The sequence below is a fragment of the Bradyrhizobium arachidis genome (assembly GCF_015291705.1).
Lineage (GTDB): Bacteria > Pseudomonadota > Alphaproteobacteria > Rhizobiales > Xanthobacteraceae > Bradyrhizobium > Bradyrhizobium arachidis.
Genome location: NZ_CP030050.1, coordinates 4,636,433 through 4,653,117, shown reverse-complemented (window position 1 = coordinate 4,653,117; position 16,685 = coordinate 4,636,433). Strand labels below are relative to the sequence as shown.

At 65.2% G+C, this 16,685-nt stretch carries 17 protein-coding genes and 1 pseudogene; 12 read left to right on the top strand and 6 right to left on the bottom strand.

From position 1 onward, the window contains the following. Positions 1 to 502: 502 nt before the first annotated feature. Together WN72_RS21445 and alr are read left to right on the top strand one after the other, a co-directional pair. A complete protein-coding gene (locus WN72_RS21445; protein WP_027557564.1) occupies positions 503 to 2,014 on the top strand; it encodes a replicative DNA helicase in 1,512 nt (503 codons plus the stop codon). Between the two features lie 40 nt (positions 2,015 to 2,054). Continuing rightward, positions 2,055 to 3,338 carry an alanine racemase gene (alr, locus tag WN72_RS21440; RefSeq protein ID WP_092216666.1) on the top strand — a complete coding sequence of 428 codons (1,284 nt, stop codon included), beginning with the start codon at positions 2,055 to 2,057 and terminating at the stop codon, positions 3,336 to 3,338. 145 nt (positions 3,339 to 3,483) lie between these two features. On the opposite strand, the gene WN72_RS21435 is transcribed toward alr, so the two are convergent. Further along, entirely contained in the window at positions 3,484 to 3,702 is a 219-nt protein-coding gene (locus WN72_RS21435; RefSeq protein WP_027557562.1) for a cysteine rich repeat-containing protein, read from the bottom strand. A gap of 40 nt (positions 3,703 to 3,742) precedes the next feature. On the opposite strand from WN72_RS21435, the gene WN72_RS21430 reads away from it, so the two are divergent. Continuing rightward, on the top strand, positions 3,743 to 4,513 hold the full coding sequence (locus WN72_RS21430) for an exodeoxyribonuclease III (protein WP_092216667.1): 771 nt from the start codon (positions 3,743 to 3,745) through the stop codon (positions 4,511 to 4,513). A 101-nt stretch (positions 4,514 to 4,614) separates the two neighbouring features. On the opposite strand, the gene WN72_RS21425 is transcribed toward WN72_RS21430, so the two are convergent. From WN72_RS21425 to WN72_RS21415, 3 genes and pseudogenes are all read right to left on the bottom strand, one after another. Next, entirely contained in the window at positions 4,615 to 5,430 is an 816-nt protein-coding gene (locus tag WN72_RS21425) for an SGNH/GDSL hydrolase family protein (RefSeq protein WP_027557560.1), read from the bottom strand. A gap of 102 nt (positions 5,431 to 5,532) precedes the next feature. Next, positions 5,533 to 5,901: pseudogene (locus WN72_RS21420) on the bottom strand (GFA family protein). An 85-nt stretch (positions 5,902 to 5,986) separates the two neighbouring features. Next, on the bottom strand, positions 5,987 to 6,295 hold the full coding sequence (locus WN72_RS21415; protein ID WP_027557558.1) for a hypothetical protein: 309 nt from the start codon (positions 6,293 to 6,295) through the stop codon (positions 5,987 to 5,989). Between the two features lie 180 nt (positions 6,296 to 6,475). Between WN72_RS21415 and WN72_RS21410 the strand changes: the two genes are divergently transcribed. From WN72_RS21410 to WN72_RS21370, 9 genes are all read left to right on the top strand, one after another. Then, positions 6,476 to 7,213 (top strand): FadR/GntR family transcriptional regulator, encoded by a 738-nt coding sequence (locus WN72_RS21410; RefSeq protein WP_092216668.1) that lies wholly within the window; start codon positions 6,476 to 6,478, stop codon positions 7,211 to 7,213. 43 nt (positions 7,214 to 7,256) lie between these two features. Beyond that, entirely contained in the window at positions 7,257 to 8,156 is a 900-nt protein-coding gene (locus tag WN72_RS21405; protein ID WP_092216669.1) for an NAD(P)-dependent oxidoreductase, read from the top strand. A 10-nt stretch (positions 8,157 to 8,166) separates the two neighbouring features. Next, positions 8,167 to 8,850, top strand: coding sequence for an amino acid ABC transporter permease (locus WN72_RS21400; RefSeq protein WP_027557555.1), 684 nt, complete (start codon positions 8,167 to 8,169; stop codon positions 8,848 to 8,850). Positions 8,851 to 8,857: 7 nt separating this feature from the next. After that, a complete protein-coding gene (locus tag WN72_RS21395; RefSeq protein WP_167380870.1) occupies positions 8,858 to 9,526 on the top strand; it encodes an amino acid ABC transporter permease in 669 nt (222 codons plus the stop codon). A 1-nt stretch (position 9,527) separates the two neighbouring features. Continuing rightward, entirely contained in the window at positions 9,528 to 10,286 is a 759-nt protein-coding gene (locus WN72_RS21390) for an amino acid ABC transporter ATP-binding protein (RefSeq protein ID WP_027557553.1), read from the top strand. Positions 10,287 to 10,306: 20 nt separating this feature from the next. Further along, positions 10,307 to 11,101, top strand: coding sequence for a transporter substrate-binding domain-containing protein (locus tag WN72_RS21385; RefSeq protein ID WP_027557552.1), 795 nt, complete (start codon positions 10,307 to 10,309; stop codon positions 11,099 to 11,101). 68 nt (positions 11,102 to 11,169) lie between these two features. Then, positions 11,170 to 11,616, top strand: a complete 447-nt coding sequence (gene rpiB / locus WN72_RS21380; protein ID WP_018646068.1) for a ribose 5-phosphate isomerase B — start codon at positions 11,170 to 11,172, stop codon at positions 11,614 to 11,616. A gap of 9 nt (positions 11,617 to 11,625) precedes the next feature. Next, positions 11,626 to 12,543: a ribokinase gene (locus WN72_RS21375; RefSeq protein WP_092216671.1), complete on the top strand. Its 918-nt coding sequence runs from the start codon at positions 11,626 to 11,628 to the stop codon at positions 12,541 to 12,543. A 44-nt stretch (positions 12,544 to 12,587) separates the two neighbouring features. Then, on the top strand, positions 12,588 to 13,313 hold the full coding sequence (locus WN72_RS21370) for a sulfite exporter TauE/SafE family protein (RefSeq protein ID WP_092216672.1): 726 nt from the start codon (positions 12,588 to 12,590) through the stop codon (positions 13,311 to 13,313). A 7-nt stretch (positions 13,314 to 13,320) separates the two neighbouring features. On the opposite strand, the gene WN72_RS21365 is transcribed toward WN72_RS21370, so the two are convergent. Continuing rightward, on the bottom strand, positions 13,321 to 15,390 hold the full coding sequence (locus WN72_RS21365) for a putative bifunctional diguanylate cyclase/phosphodiesterase (protein ID WP_092216673.1): 2,070 nt from the start codon (positions 15,388 to 15,390) through the stop codon (positions 13,321 to 13,323). Next, a complete protein-coding gene (locus WN72_RS21360; protein WP_167380871.1) occupies positions 15,390 to 16,547 on the bottom strand; it encodes an ABC transporter substrate-binding protein in 1,158 nt (385 codons plus the stop codon). Before WN72_RS21360 ends, WN72_RS21365 begins: the two co-directional genes overlap by 1 nt. Positions 16,548 to 16,685: the final 138 nt, after the last annotated feature.

Below are 16,685 nucleotides of genomic sequence, written 5' to 3'. Positions count from 1 at the left end.
GCCTGCCTGTTCCGGCTCTACCCCGAAAGAATCCGGGGAGATGTGATCTGTTTCACATAAGTCTGGTCGGGTCCGGCCTAGACCGTCGCCATGAGCAAAGAGACCCGAACCTCATTCGACGTGCAGGACGACCTCCGCACCGATTACGCCCTGATCGCCACCGGCGTCGGAGCGGCCCTGGTTGCGCTGGTGTACCTCCTGCTGGTTTGAACCCGAGCCGAAGGCTCCCGGCCAGCCGCGTTCGGTACGCGTCTGAATAGGTCTGCGCCCTCTCCCATAAGGTTCACGTCATCCGGATTTTTCCGTGGCGCGGCTGCGACTGCCGCCGGGCGGGGCGGAGTTCCGCAAAATCCGTCAAGCACGGCGCATGCTGCGGCCGCTAATCATCCACCGCTTTTAAGATCGGTTGATAGCGGCGAGCTTTCGCTTCCGCTTTGGGCCGCGGCGGCGCTTTATCCCGGGCCCCGCATCCGCCCAAGAAAATTGCTAAGCACGTCCGACCATGGCCCTGACTGATTCGAACGTCCTCAAACTCGCGCCCGAGCCCGGAACGCCCGCCTATCGGAGCGCGCCGCACAATATCGAGGCGGAACAGAGCCTTCTGGGCGCGATCCTGGTCAACAACGATGCCTTCTACCGCGTCTCCGACTTCCTGGAGGCGAAGCATTTCTTCGAGCCGCTGCACCAGACCATCTTCGAGACCGCCGGCAGCCTGATCCGGATGGGCAAGATCGCGACGCCCGTGACGCTGAAGACGTTCCTGCCCGCCGACACTGACGTTGGCGGCATGACCATCGGGCAATATCTGGCGCGGCTCGCGGCCGAAGCCACCACCATCATCAATGCTCAGGACTATGGCCGCACCGTCTACGACCTGTCGCTCAGGCGCGACCTGATCGGTATCGGCGAGGACATGGTCAATGTCGCCTATGACGCGCCGGTCGACTTCCAGCCGCGGGCGCAGATCGAGGACGCCGAGCGAAAGCTTTACGAGCTCGCCGAATCCGGCCGCTACGATGGCGGCTTCCAGAAATTCTCGCAGGCACTGGCTGTCGCGGTCGATCTCGCTGCAAAGGCGTTCCAGCGCGACGGCAAGCTGTCCGGCATCTCGACGGGCATGCGCGACCTCGACACCAAGATGGGCGGCCTGCAGCACTCCGACCTCATCATCGTCGCGGGCCGTCCCGGCATGGGCAAGACCTCGCTGGCGACCAACATTGCCTACAATGTCGCACGAGCCTACGTCCCGGAACTCCAGGCCGACGGCACCACGAAGGCCGCCAATGGCGGCGTCATCGGCTTCTTCTCCTGCGAAATGTCGGCCGACCAGCTCGCCACGCGTATCGTGGCCGAGCGCACCGGCGTTCCCTCCTCCCACATCCGCCGCGGCGGCATCTCGGAAGCCGATTTCGACAAGATCCGGGAGGTCTCGATCGAGCTGCAATCGCTGCCGTTCTATGTCGACGCGACCGGCGGCCTGTCGATCGCGCAGTTGATGGCACGCGCGCGCCGGCTGAAGCGCCAGAAGGGCCTCGATCTGCTCGTGATCGACTACATCCAGCTGCTCTCGGGCTCGGGCAAGCGCGCCAGCGACAGCCGCGTGCAGGAAATCACGGAGATCACGACCAGCCTCAAGGCGCTGGCCAAGGAGCTCAACGTTCCCGTGATCGCGCTGTCCCAGCTCTCGCGCCAGGTCGAATCCCGCGACGACAAGCGGCCGCAGCTCTCCGACTTGCGTGAATCCGGATCAATCGAGCAGGACGCCGACGTCGTCCTGTTCGTTTATCGCGAGGAATATTACCTCGCGATGAAGGAGCCCCGCCCAGGCACGCCTGAGCATGAGAAGTGGCAGCTAGACATGAGTCTTGCGCACGGAAAAGCCGAGGTCATCATCGGCAAGCAGCGCCACGGCCCGACAGGCACCGTCGATTTGGCGTTCGAAGCCTCGGTCACGCGGTTCGGCGACCTCGCGCCTGACAGTCAGCTGCCGGCTCGCGGCGGCAACGACTACTGAGTTCCTTGAACCGGACCTGCCTCTTGCGTAAAACGGCGCCATGACAATGGCGTCCGACCCGAAAATGATCCCGCAATCAGGCCTTCTCTCCGCGGAGGCCAACCAGGCTGCCGCGCTCGCAGCCTATGGCGGCGTGCTCACCGTCGATCTCGACGCGATCATTGCCAATTGGCGCAAGCTCGAGAAGACGGCGGTGCCGGCCGAATGCTCGGCGGTGATCAAGGCCGACGCCTATGGCTGCGGCGCCGAACAGGTTGCGCGCGCCCTGAGCAAGGCCGGCTGCAAGACCTTCTTCGTCGCCACCATCGAGGAAGCGCGCAAGGTGCGGGAAGCCGTGCCGGAGGCCGCGCTCTACGTGCTCGGCGGCTACTTCCAGAACACCGGCGAGCACTACGCCAACATCAACTGCCGGCCTGTCATCGGCGATCTCAACGAGCTCGCCGAATGGGACGTGTTCTGCCGCCGCACCGGCTGGAGCGGCGGCGTCGCTGTTCACTTCGACACCGGGATGAACCGGCTCGGACTGACGCTGTCAGAAGCGCAGGCCATCATCCCCCGCATCAATGCCGGCGACCACGGCATCACGCTGGTGATGAGTCATCTGGTCTCGGCCGAGCAGCTCAACAGCCCGGTCAACGCAAAACAGCTCGCGGCCTTCCGCGGCATCGCCAGCGAATTCTCCGGCGTGCCGGCGGCGCTCGCCAATTCCTCCGGCATCTTCCTCGGCGCTCCCTTCCAGTTCGACATGGTGCGGCCGGGCGCGGCGCTCTACGGCGTCAATCCGACGCCGGAGGCCGACAATCCGATGCAGCCGGTCGTGGATCTCAAGGCGCGCATCGTGCAGGTCCGCAATGTCGAGCGCGGCGACAGCGTCGGCTATGGCGGCACCTGGACCGCGCGGCGGCCGACGAAACTGGCGATCGTCGCGGTCGGTTATGCCGACGGTTATTTCCGCGCCGCTAGCTCCAATGACGGCACCCGGGGCGCCGAGGTGATCGTGGCGGGCAAGCGCTGCCCGGTCGCGGGCCGCGTCTCCATGGACCTGATCGCGATCGACATCACCGATCTGCCGCCGAACGCGGCGCGGCGCGGCCACATGGTGACGCTGCTCGGCGAAGGCATCACCGTCGACGAACTCGCGCATCATTTCGGCACGATCGGTTATGAGGTGCTGACCAGCCTCGGCCACCGCTATGCCCGCGTCTACAAGGGCGGCAACGTGGTGGAGCCGCTGACAAAGCCCGAGCCCGCGCCGACGACCGAGCAGCCGCCCTCGGCGCCGCCGATCGAGCAGCCGACAAGTCCGCCGCCACTGCCGAGCTAACAAACGCGCGCTCGTGCCCCGGACGCAGCGCAGTGCGCCGCCTTTCGCGGCGTCGTGTGCTGCAGAGCCCGGGCCCATCTCTCAACGGGGTACCGTGTCGCTTTCTGGGTCCCGGCTCGCGCTACGCGCGTCCGGGACACGAGAGTTACTTCTTCCGGCTGTCGAGCGCCGCCTTGCAGGTGGCGCTGAGCTGATCGCGCTTGGCCTCGAGGCAGGCGATGACCTTGCCGCCGCCCGGCGCGATGCCGGCGCAGAATTTGTCATAGTCCGCCTTGCACGCACCGCGCGGATCGGACGATTGTGCCGAAGCGACGCCGGAGAACGCGACGGCGAGGACGATGGCGGCAAAGCTCAACTTGGACATTGTATCTCCGGTGACGGAAGGCAGGAGCCGGTAGCTCTACATGAAGATTGCGACATTCAACATCAACAACATCAACCGCCGCCTGCCCAATCTGTTGGCCTGGATGCGCGCAGCGAAGCCCGATGTCGTCGCGCTTCAGGAATTGAAGGCAAGTGATGGCGAATTTCCGGCGGCCGCGATCGAAAAGGCCGGCTATGGCGCAGTGTGGTGTGGGCAGAAAACCTGGAACGGCGTCGCCATCCTCGCCCGCAACGCCGAGCCAGTGCTGACGCGCGACCGCCTGCCGGGAAAAGCGGGGGATTATGAAGCCCGCTATATCGAGGCCGCGGTGCGCGGGATCATCGTCACGAGCATTTACTTGCCCAACGGCAATCCGCAGCCGGGTCCGAAATTCGACTACAAGCTCGACTGGTTCGCACGGCTCAAGCGCCACGCCAAAACCTTCATCAAGCAGGATCTGCCCGTGGTGCTCGCCGGCGACTACAATGTCGCGCCGACGGAGATCGACATCTATCCGACCCGCTCATGGGACAAGGATGCCCTGATCCAGCCGAAGAGCCGCGCGGCCTTTGCCTCGCTCATCGCGCAAGGCTGGTGCGATGCGATCCGCGAACTGCATCCGGACAGGCGCATCTACACGTTCTGGGATTACAAGCGAAACCGCTGGCCGCGCGATGCGGGCCTGCGGCTCGATCATCTCCTCCTCAGCCCTGCGCTCGTCTCACGCATGGCGAAGGCCGGTGTCGACAAGAAGGTGCGCGGCGAGGAAGGTGCGAGCGATCATGCGCCGGCGTGGGTGGTGCTGAAATAAGCGAGGTGCTGTAGGGTGGGCAAAGGCGCGCCAGCGCCGTGCCCACCATCAAGCATTGGTGGGCACGCTTCGCTTTGCCCACCCTACGAGATCTCGCCAGGTTAGCGGCCGTAATAATCCTGCACCGTGTCCCACGCCGCCTTCTGCAGCAGCTCCACCGTCGGCGCATCAAGCCCCATCGTGTAGGAATTGCCGACCGGCGAGCGTCCCGTCAGCGCGGCCAGTGTCACGCAGGTTGCGAGATACGTGCCGGCGGGACTCGGATGCCGTTTGTCGGGCGCATAGAGATTGAGCTCGGGCTGGATCTTGCGGACGCGGGCGAAGGCAAGACCTGCGGGAATGACCAGCGCATCGTTGGCATTGCCGGCGCTCGTGTAGGCCTCGGCCAGCGCCTCCGTCATCTCAGGCTTGTCGGCGTAGGCCCAGGACATGAAAAACACCGGCCGCATGCCATGGGCACGGACGATCTCGCTGTCCTTGCTGGCGAAGGTCGTGAACGCGTCCTTCAGCTGCGGATGGATCGGGCACTGGCTGCAATCCATCATCACGACGGCGTCGTACTGCTTGCCCGGCTTGTTGAAGACCACGTTGTTCTGGTCGTCGAAGGAATACGCACCGAGACCGCCGGGTCGCAGCAGATTGTCCATGTCGTGCCAGTCGAGGCCGGAGCCGCCGATCGTCGCCATGGTGTTGCGATAGGCCGCCTTGTTCTCGGCATCGGCTGCCCGCTCCATGAAGGAGAGATGCCCGGGCATGCCGTTGTTGTAATAGAAGAAGCTGTTGCCGACGAACAGCGCGGCCTTGGGGAAGTCTGGCCCGAGCGAGGTGACCTTCGGCTTGGTCTGTGCCTGCGCATTGAGGCCGGCCACAACGGCCAGACACATTGCGAGCATTGCTCGCGCAATAAGACGCATCATGGCTTCCTCCCTTTTTCTCGGGCCGGAACCAGATCAGCTTTTCAAGACGGCCTCAAGGGGACGGACGTGCAGCAGATATGCGCAAGCCTCCGTGCTCAATGCTCACCACAAATTCTTACCGTCGATCATGTTGACCGGCACGGCGTCGAGATCGAAATCGTCGAACAGGCGCGCATTGACCGCGACCTTGGGATTGTCGAAATCGGGCTTGCCGCTCGACTAGTCCGGCGACTCCGAATAGGTGCCGCAGCCGCAACTCGCGCAGAAATGATGTTTGACCGTGCGGCTGCCCCAGAGATAGGTCGCGACGTTGTCAGCCGGTGACAGCAGGCGAAACTGCGCCGGCGTGTAATAGGCCCACAGCGCGCCGCGCTTGGCGCAAAGCGAGCAGGTGCAGCGGGTGACGCTGACGGGCGCCTCCGTCACCTCGAATACCGTCTCACCGCAATGACAGCTTGCCTCGATCGGCATGACCCGCTCCCCGTTTTGTCAGGAGATGGTCGTAGCCGGCCCCTGCTGCCAACATGCTGTCAGCAGCAAACCCTGCCCGGAAAGTTCAGTTGGCGGACAGCCGCTTGGCGTTCGCGGCCACATGCTCGCGGTAACGCTGGATGATGGCCGCCGGCGTTGCCCCAGCGAGCAGGTTGGCTGCCGCCTCGAAGGCCGCGGCGATCTTCTCGCTCACCATCAGCACGGCCTCCTGCCCGGCCGCCTCATCGCCATGGCTGAGCTTCTCGCAGCGCAGCCGCACCACTTCGCTCGCCTCAAATGCGAGCATCGCGCCGGCGTACCAGGGAAAGCCGTTGTCGGATCCGCCGAGCACCGCATGGCGGTCGAGCGCGGAGAAGGAGTGGTGATCGGGCATCGCGGACCTCAAATTCTTTGAGCGAACGCTCCGATCAATACGCTTCAAATTCTAAGGATCAGGCCGGGGAACCGGTCGGATTGGGCAGGCCTGAGACATCAGCCATTAACCAAGGCCCTTGACGCCATCGCTCTGGTTAGCCTACTGGTCTGACCAAGATCAGACCAAAGCGAGACGGGGATGGAGCTCAAGCGCGCCACCGAAGGCGAAAAAGGGTTCGAGAAGGTGTTCGCCTTCTTGCGCGAGCGCCTGCTTGCGGGCTCGCTCAAGCCCGGCGACCGCCTGATCTCCGAGCGCGAGCTCGCAACCCTGCTTGGCGTCAGCCGGCCAATCGTCCGCGAGGCGCTGCGCGCCCTGACGGTGCTCGGCATCGTCGAGATCCGCGACCGCATCGGCACCGTCGTGACCCGGCCGGACGTTTCGGTGCTGAACGACTTCTTCACCTTCGCGCTGGCCCAGCAAGCGGACATGCTCGACGACGTCATGCAGGCGCGCGTCGCGATCGAATGCCAGGCGATCCGCCTCGCCTGCGAGCGAGCCAACATTGCCGATTTCGAGCGCCTGCAGCGCGCACTCGCGAAGATCGGCGAGACGATCGACGAAGCCGATGCCGGCGGCATGGCCGACTTCGAATTCCACCGCGCTATCGTCGTGGCGTCACATTCGGAAACGCTTTCCGTTTTGCACAGCTCGATGGCGGGCCTGTTGACGCATTCGCATCGCAGCCGCCGCGAGCTGGTGCAGGCCTTCCCGTCGATGAAAAACTATCTGATCGACGACCACCGCCGCATCTTCGAAGCGGTGATCGCGCGCGATCCCGAGCGGGCGGATACGACGCTGCGCAAGCATTTTGCCATCGGCGACGAATACCGGCGGCGCGCCATCGTCGGCGACATCGACAAGAGCGCCTCAGGCTGATCGCGGACAAGCCAAGAAACTTACCAAAAAACGGATCGATAACATGGGACGGAACGACAAGGGCAATGTGGGCTTCATCGGCATCGGCACGATGGGCCGCGAGATGGTGCGCAACCTGCTGATGGCCGGCCACGAGGTTCGCACCTTCGATCTCAATGAGACTGCATTGGCCGACAGCGCCAAGGAGGGTGCGGTTCGCGCTAAGAGCCCCGCCGATGCCGCTGAAGGTGCCGACATCGTCATCACCATGCTGCCCGACACACCGCATGTCGAGGCGACCATTTACGGCGAACAAGGCCTGCTCAAATCTCCCCCGCCCGGCAAGCTGATCGTCGACATGAGCACGATCTCGCCGGTCGCGGTCCGCAAAATCCACGCCGACCTGCAGAAGGTCAGTGTCGGCTTCATCGACGCACCGGTCTCGGGGGGCCCCGTCGGCGCCAAGAACGCCGCGCTCTCGATCATGGCTGGCGGCGATGCTGACGCGTTCGCCAAGGCCGAGCCGTTCTTCCGTGCGATGGGCACGACCATCACGCATGTCGGCGCATCCGGCGCCGGACAAACGGTCAAGCTCTGCAATCAGCTGATCTGCGGCATCAACATCCAGGCGATCTGCGAGGCGCTGGCACTGGGGCGCGCCTCGGGCATTGATCTCAATCTGCTGCGCCGGGTGCTGCTTGGCGGCTCCGCCGCCTCCTGGATGCTCGACAAGCTCGGCCCTTCGATGATCGCGGGCGACGTCTCCGCCGGCTTCCGCATCGATCTGCAGCTCAAGGACCTACGCCTGGTGCAGGAGCACGCGCAGGCTCTCAACGTGCCCCTGCCCGGCACCGCGCTGGTCACCAGCCAATATGTCGACGCCCGCGCCCATGGCGAAGGCAGCAACGGCAACCAGGCGCTGTTCCGCGTCTACGACCGCATGACCAACCAGACGACCGGTTGAAGCTGATACGATGAGCCTCCAACTCGACTTTCCCGCAGTGATGGAGCGTTGGCCAAGTTTCCTGGCTGGCGCTGCGCTGACGCTCGAGTTGGCTTTCTTCGCGACCCTGCTCGGCGCTCTGATCGGCACGCTCGCAGCTGTCGGCCGCGGCTCGCGGAGCTCGTTGATCGCCGGAGCGTGCAAAGTTTACGTCGAGGCGATCCGCAACACGCCGCTGCTGGTGCAGATCTTCCTGGTCTATTTCGGCCTTGCCAGCCTGGGCCTGAAATTCTCCGCCTTCACGGTGGCGGTGGCGGCGCTGACCATCAATGTCGGGGCCTACACCGCCGAGATCATGCGCGCCGGCTTCGAGGCGATCCCGCGCGGACAGATCGAGGCGGCCGAAGGCCTGGCGCTGTCGCGCCTGCAGATCTACTGGCACATCATCCTGCTGCCGGCCGTCGAGAAGGTCTATCCGGCCCTGACCAGCCAGTTCGTGCTGCTGATGCTGGCCTCCTCGGTGTGCTCGCAGATCTCGGCGGAGGAGCTCACGGCCGTCGCCAACTACATCCAGTCGGACACCTATCGCGCGTTCGAGACCTACATCATCGTCGCCGTGCTCTACGTCATCCTGTCGCTGGTGATGCGCGCGGGCTTCTGGGGCCTCGGCCTCGTGCTGTTTCCGCGCCGTCGCCGGCTCGGCACGCCGCTGTGAGATGACCATGGGCGGACATCTCAACATCAATCATCTGATATTCCTCGGCCAGGGCGCGCTGTGGACCATTGGCCTCTCGGTGATCGCGCTCATCGGCGGCGGCATCGTCGGCTTCGTGATCGCGCTGGCGCGGATCTCACCGCTCAAACCGGTGCGGATCGCCAGCGCCGTCTATGTCCAGCTCGTCCAGGGCACGCCGCTGCTCGTCATCCTGTTCCTCGGCTATTTCGGCCTTGCCGCGATCGGCCTCAAGGTCTCGCCGCTCACGGCCGCCGGCGCATCGCTGACGCTCTATGTCGCCGCCTATCTCGGCGAGATCTGGCGCGGCTGCATCCAGTCTGTGCCGAAGCCGCAATGGGAGGCAGCCGAGGGCCTCGCGCTGACCCGGACCCAGCGCATGATCAAGGTGATCCTGCCCCAGGCGATCCGCATCGCGACGCCGCCGACCGTCGGCTTCATGGTGCAGATCATCAAGAACACCTCGCTCGCCTCCGTCGTCGGCTTCGTCGAGCTGATGCGCTCGGGCCAGATCGTCAACAACTCGCTGTTCGAGCCGTTCGCCATCTACGCCATCATCGCCGTCACCTATTTCGCCATGTGCTATCCGCTGTCGCTGTTCAGCCAGAGGCTGGAGCGGCGGATGGGGCGCGGCAGGTCCAACCTCGCACCGGCCTGACATGCAGCAAAACGCCCTCTCCTCCGAACCAATCGTGTCGCTCCGCGACGTGCAGAAGAGCTTTGGGCCGCTCCGGGTGCTCGACGGCGTCTCCTTCGCCGTCGAGCGCGGCGAGGTGCTGGCACTGATCGGCCGCTCCGGCTCCGGCAAGAGCACGGCGCTGCGCTGCATCGACCGCTTCGAGAAGGTCGATGGCGGCGAGATCGTCGTGTGCGGACATCGGGTCGACCGTCCCGACGTCGACCTGCGCGCGCTGCGCCAGGACGTCGGCATCGTGTTCCAGAGCTATAATCTGTTTCCGCACCTCACGATCGAGCAGAACATCACGCTTGCCCCCTGCGCGGTGAAGGGCATGGCTTCTGCGCAGGCCAGGGACCTCGCGCGGAAAGTGCTGGCGCAGGTCGGGCTCGAGGAGAAGCTGCATGCCTATCCCGAACAGCTCTCCGGCGGTCAGCAGCAGCGCGCGGCCATTGCTCGCTCGCTGGCGATGCAGCCGAAGGTCATGCTGTTCGACGAGGTCACCTCCGCGCTCGATCCCGAGCTTACCGCCGAAGTGCTGAAGGTGATCGAACAATTGGCGGCGGATGGCATGACCATGGTGATGGTCACCCACGAGATGGGCTTTGCCAAGGGAATCGCCGACCGCATCGTGTTCATGCATCGCGGCAAGGTCCACGAGACCGGACCCGCCTCGATCCTGACGTCGCCGACCACCCCCGAACTCACGCAATTCGTGGGGACGGGAAACTTAAAATCATAACAGGGAGAGGAGAACCAAGAATGACAAACAAGGCGTTGCTGGGCACCGCCGCGGCTTTGTGCGGCCTCATCATGATGGCGGCCACGCCGGCATCGGCCGACCTGCTCGACGACATCACGCAGGCAAAGAAGATCCGCATCTCGACCGATCTCGCCATCCCGCCTTCTGGCATGATGGATTCGAGCATGAATCCGACCGGCTCCGACGTCGAAGTCGCCCAGCTGCTCGCCAAGGACTGGGGGCTCGAGCTCGAATTCATCCAGACCACCGGTGCGACCCGCATCCCCAACGTCCTCACCGGCAAGGCCGACATCATCATCTCGACCCTGTCGGTGACGGCCGAGCGCGCCAAGGTCATCGACTTCACCAAGCGCTATGCGACGCTGCAATCCGACGTCGGCTGCCTGAAGTCGTCGACCGTGAAGGACTGGCCGGACCTGAAGGACAAGTCCATCGGCGTCTCGCGCGGCACCACGCAGGACACCACCCTGTCCAACATGAAGGACAAGGACCTCAAGATCGCTCGCTACGACGACGACGCCACCATGGTGACCGCGGCCGTGTCCGGCCAGGTCGACTGCGTCGCCTCGTCGGCGACGATCATCAACCAGATCGGCGTGAAGAACCCCTCGCGCGTGTTCGAGTCCCGGATTCCGCTGGCGACCTTCGACCTCGCGATCGGCCTGAAGAAGGGCGAGCAGCGGCTGATGGACAAGCTCAACGCCTGGATCACCGAGAACGTCAAGAACGGCAAGCTCAACGCGATCTACAGGAAATTCCACGGCGTCGAGCTGCCGCCGGACATGCGCAGCTGAACCAGAGAGACTCCGTGACAGCCGCTGTTCGGCTGTCACGGCCAATACAAAATCAAGAAGGACATCACATGCGTCTCGTCATCGGATCCGACCACGCCGGCTGGCCGCTCAAGCAGACCGTCATCGACCACATCCGCAAGCTCGGCCACGACATCGTCGACGTCGGCTCTTATGACGACAAGCCGGTGGACTTCCCCGACATCGCGCGGGCCGTGGCGCAGAAGGTGACCTCGGGCGAAGCCGCACGCGGCATCATGGTGTGCGGCACCGGCGTCGGCGCCTCGATCGCCGCCAACAAGATGAAGGGCATCCGCGCCGCGGTCTGCCACGACGTCCACTCCGCCCATCAGAGCGTCGAGCATGACGACGTCAACGTCATGTGCATCGGCGCGCAGATCGTCGGCGCCTGGCTCGCCGTAGACCTCGTCTCATCCTATCTCTCGGCCGAATTCTCCACCGACGAGGATTTCCGCCGCCGCGTCGAGAAGCTGCGCGTCATGGACGAGCAAGGCTGACGTCCCCTCATGATCCTGGTGTTCGGGTCGCTCAACATCGATCTGGTCGCGCAGGTCCCGGTCATTCCCGGCGCCGGACGGACGGTGCTCGCGCCGTCCTACCAAACGCATTTCGGCGGCAAGGGCGCCAACCAGGCCGTCGCCGCCGCACGGATTGCGGGGCCGGGACAGGTCCGCATGGCGGGCTGCGTCGGCCGGGACGGGTTCGGCGACAGCGCGATCGAGAACCTCAAGTCAAACGGTGTCGACACCGGTCTCATCGTCAGGGCCGACGAGCCGACCGGCTGCGCCTTCATCACGGTCGATCAGGCCGGCGAGAATGCGATCACGGTGGCGAGCGGCGCCAACATGGCCGCGAATGCCGCAGACCTGCCCGCCGCGCTGTTTGGCACTGACGTGGTGCTGGTGCTTCAGATGGAGGTGCCCTTTGCACAGGCGCTGCAAGCCGCGTGGCGAACGACATCGGCCTCCGGCACCGTCATCTGGAACCTCGCGCCTGTCCCGGACAAGATGACGCGCGAGATGGTGTCCGACCTTCTCGGCATCACCGACTATCTCCTCCTCAACGAGCACGAGGCCATGGACGCCGCAGTCGCCATCGGCCTCGCGCCGTCCGGTTACGAAGCTGCAGCCACGGACCTGGCCAGGACGGGTGACCTCACCTGCATCGTCACCGCCGGCGCTCAGGGCGCCTTGGCTGTGGCAGCGGACGGAACCCGTTTGCACGCGCCCGCCCCGCGCATCACGCCAGTGGACACGACCGGGGCCGGCGACACTTTTGTCGGCGCGTTTGCGGCGATGGTCCACGAGGAGGTTCCACTGCAAACCGCGCTCCAGGTCGGATGCGAAGCGGCGGCCCAGAAGTGCCTCGTGCCGGGCGCTCAGGCTGGCATGCCGATGCGGGCGAAGATTCCGTCTCTCGCTTAGCGTCGTCCGCGGCTACAGTGCTCCGATTCCCGGAGCCCCCGCCCTTGGCCTTTCTTTTCGTCCTCACCGTCGGCCTGATCGCCGGCACCATCTCAGGCATCGTCGGCACGGGGTCGTCGATCATGCTGATGCCGGTGCTGGTCTATGCCTACGGGCCGAAGGAGGCGGTGCCGATCATGGCGGTCGCCTCCGTGATGGCGAACTTTTCGCGGATCCTGGCGTGGTGGCGCGAGGTCGACTGGCGAGCCTGCATGGCCTATTCGGTGACGGGAATTCCGGCCGCCGCGCTCGGCGCGCGCACGCTGCTGGCGCTGCCCTCGCATGCCGTGGATCTCGCCATCGGCAGTTTCCTGATTGCGATGGTACCGGTGCGGCACGCCCTGGCGCGGCATGACCTCAAGGCCAATCTCTGGCATCTCGCGATCGGCGGCGCGGTCATCGGCTATCTCACCGGCATCGTGGTCTCGACCGGTCCGCTCAGCGTGCCGCTGTTCCTGTTCTACGGCCTGTCCAAGGGCGCCTTCCTCGCCACCGAAGCGGCCTCCTCGCTCGGCCTTTACTTTGCGAAGTCCGTGACCTTCGAACGGTTCGGCGCGCTCACCAGTGACGTCTTCATCAAGGGCCTGATCGCCGGCGCCTCGCTGATGTCAGGCGCCTTCATCGCCAAGCGTTTCGTGCTGCACCTGAAGCCCGAGATGTTCCGCCTTCTGATGGACGCGATCATGATCGCGGCCGGGCTCTCGATGCTCTGGAACGCGGCGCAGTCGTAAGCAGCCCTCAGGCGGCAAATTCCGGCGCGATCGACGGGCTCTCCGCAATGACACGCCTCTCGGGCACGGCTTGTCCCTCGATCCATTGCAGCACGGCCTCGAGCGGCTGTGGCCGGTGATAGAGATAGCCCTGCCCCAGCGTCACGCCCATCTCGCGCATCGCCTGCGCCTGCTCGGCCCGCTCGATGCCTTCGGCGACGAGCGTCAGCCCCAGCGTGCCGGCGAGCGATGCAATGACGCCGACGATCGCCTTGTCTTCCGCACTATCAGGGATCTCGCTGATGAAGGCCTTGTCGATCTTGACCTTGTCCAGCGGGAAGCGCCTGAGATGTGCGAGCGAGCTGTAGCCGGTGCCGAAATCGTCCAGCGCGATGGTGGCACCTAAGCGCCGCAACCGGTGCAGCGTCTCGGAGGCGCTGGCGATGTTGTTGATCAGCGAGCCCTCGGTGATCTCGAGCTCCAGCGACGATGGCGCGACATCGAAGCGCGCGCAGGTGGCGCGCAGCTCGGCGGCGAGCGAATGGTCGGCGAGCTCGGACGGCGGCAGGTTGATCGCGATCCGGATCTGCGGCTTGCGAGCGGCGGCCAGAAGCTGCAGCGCCCGGCAGGCATCGGTCAGCACATAGCGCGTCAGCCGCGCATTGTTGCCGCTGCGCTCGATCAGCGGCAGGAATTCGCCGGGGCCGATCACGCCATGTTCAGGGTGGCGCCAGCGGATGAGCGCCTCGAGCCCGACGACGGCCTGGCTCTCGAGGTCGACCTGGCTTTGATACCAGACCTCGAACTGCCCCTCGGCGAAGCCTGCGGGAACGGCGAGTTCGAGATCCCTGCGGCGGCGATAGTCGCGCTGAAGCGCTTCGTCCAGCACGGCGACGGTGCCGGGCGCCTTGCTCTTGGCATGGTAGAGCGCAATGTCGGCAAGCGCCGGCAAATGCGACAATTCGGGGTCGCCGGCGCGGCGCACGGCAAGGCCGATGCTGGCGCGCGGCACCACCTGCTTGTCGTGCAGCCGGATTGGCTCGGAGATCGCGTCCAGCAATTGGCGCGCAAACGCCTGCGCGGTCGCCTGGTTGCTGACCTCGGGACGGATCACGACGAACTCGTCGCCGCCGAGCCGCGCCACCCAGTCTTGCGGCTCGACTGCCGTACGAAGGCGCTCGGAGATGTGGACCAGGAACTTGTCGCCGGCATCGTGGCCAAAGGTGTCGTTGATGCCCTTGAAGTCGTCGAGATCGATGAAGCAGAACGCGATCAGCGAGTCCGGCGAACCGGCATCCTTGCTCAGCGTCACCAGGTGCTCGGACAGCGAGCGGCGATTGGGCAGGCCCGTCAGCGGATCGTGCGCGGCCATGTGCCCGAGCCGGTCGAGCGCGCCCGCCGTCGTGTGCTGCATGGCATTGAAGGCGCGGGCGAGCTGGCCGAATTCATTGGAGGATTTGACCTCCGCCGGATAGGCGCGGCCGTCCTGCTTGCTGCGCTGGATCGCCGACATCATCGCCGCCAGCGGCTTGCCGATGAAGATGTTGGCGGAGATCCGCATCGCGATCAGGGTGGCAAGCGTTGCGAGCAGGCCAACGACCAGCAGCAGCACCAGTCGGCTGCCTGCATCCGCATACAGCGCCGCATGCGAATAGGCGATCGCGATACGGCCGGCCTGCACCGACATGTTGCCGTTGCTGTAGCGGATCGGACGCGAGACCTCCGCAACCCCCTGCTCCGAGGGACGCGCCACCACGCGGGCAATCGCAACGCCGGTGTCGTCATAGACGGCTGCCGCCGCGATGGTCTCGTCGTGCATGATCTCGTTCAGAACGCCCGTGACCTGGTCGTAACGCATCTTCCAGAGCGGCTCGGCGATCAGCTCGGCCCGGCTCTCGGCGACGCGGGCAATGCGGGCGTCGAGCTGCCGGATCTGCGACCAGAAGCTCGAAGCCTGGACGCCGGCGGAGGCGAGCAATTGCACCAGCAGCAGAACCGGCACGGTGGCCCAGATCATCGCGCGGACGACCGAGCGCAGACGCGGCGGCACGGCCTGCGCTCTGCGGTCCGGATCGGTCATGTCGTCTTCGTTTCGCATCAATCAGCGGTGCCTTCCAGCGGCGCCAGCGACGAGATCAGCGCGTCGATCGAGAAGTCATACTGGCCACAGCGTCCAGGCTTCGCCCTGAACCGCGTGAAGTCGATGCGGTCGAAGGCGCGCACTCTGATGAGGTCGCCGACCGAAGCCAGATTGTTGCGCGTGATCGCAGATGTCTTGACCTCGACGTGCGGCGACGCGGCCGCAAAATCGCAGCCATCGGCGTAGTCGCGCAGGAGAACGATCGACCAGCCGCCGAGCAGGAAATGGCCGCCGTCGCTCAGGAGCAGGCGGCCCGCCTTGATCTCGCGCAGCGCGTCGTCGGACCAGTTGAGGCCGGCCACCTGGATGTTCCGGCCGGGCGTGAGGCCCGCAGCGATCGCCGCGCGCAGCGCGCCGAGCGCCATCGGATCGTTTCCGGCCCAGATGCCGGCCGGCCTGATCTCCTTGCGCGAGGCCCAGCCCAGATAGTTCGCTGTGACTTGCTCGGCCTCGGACTGCGTCCAGTTGGCGAACAGCATCCGGTCCACCACGACATCGGGCGCAGCCTCGACGGCGAGCTTGAGGCCGGCATTGCGGGCGATCGAGGACGGGGTGATCTCGTCACCGCCGATGCCGAGAATGTGGATCTTGCCGTCCGGGCTCTGCCATTTCTCGGCACGCGCGGTGGCGATCAGCGCGTTCGCCATCCGCGCCCCCGCGGTCTGAAGATCGGTCGTGATATCGCCGAGCCAGGTCTTGAGCTTCTGGCGCGGCGGGCCAAGGCGGGCCGCGTCATCGCCGATCAGCGTGTTCGAGAGCAGCAGCGTCTTGACGCCGGCGGCCTCGGCCGCCTCCAGGATCGGAACGGCGGCGGATTCCTCGTTCGAGAGGATGAGGAAATCGGGCTTGTCGGCGCGCGCGACCACGCCGAACCCCAGTTCCTGCATGGTGCGGTAATTCCGCTCGCTGGTCAGCACCTCGATATGCGCGTCGAGCTTGCGGCCGGCAGCCTGCATGGTCTGCGCGACCATGTCCCAATAGACCTCGCCGGTCTTGCCGGGGTTGACGAAAACGATGTTGAGACGCTTGGCGTCCGCCGCGACAGCACCGCCAGGCGGCATGAGAACGCCGCAGGCCATGCCCATCGCGAGCAATATGCGCAAGACCACAGTCATTTGTTTCGCCACCCCGTCTTGGTTCCGAAACTGGACTTGCGTCCGCTAACATTTGGCAAAGTCCGGCCTGGAGCCGCAGCGCAGAGCTAACAAAGGGTGTATCGAACGCGTTGAATTGCCATATTCGGGGGCGGCAGG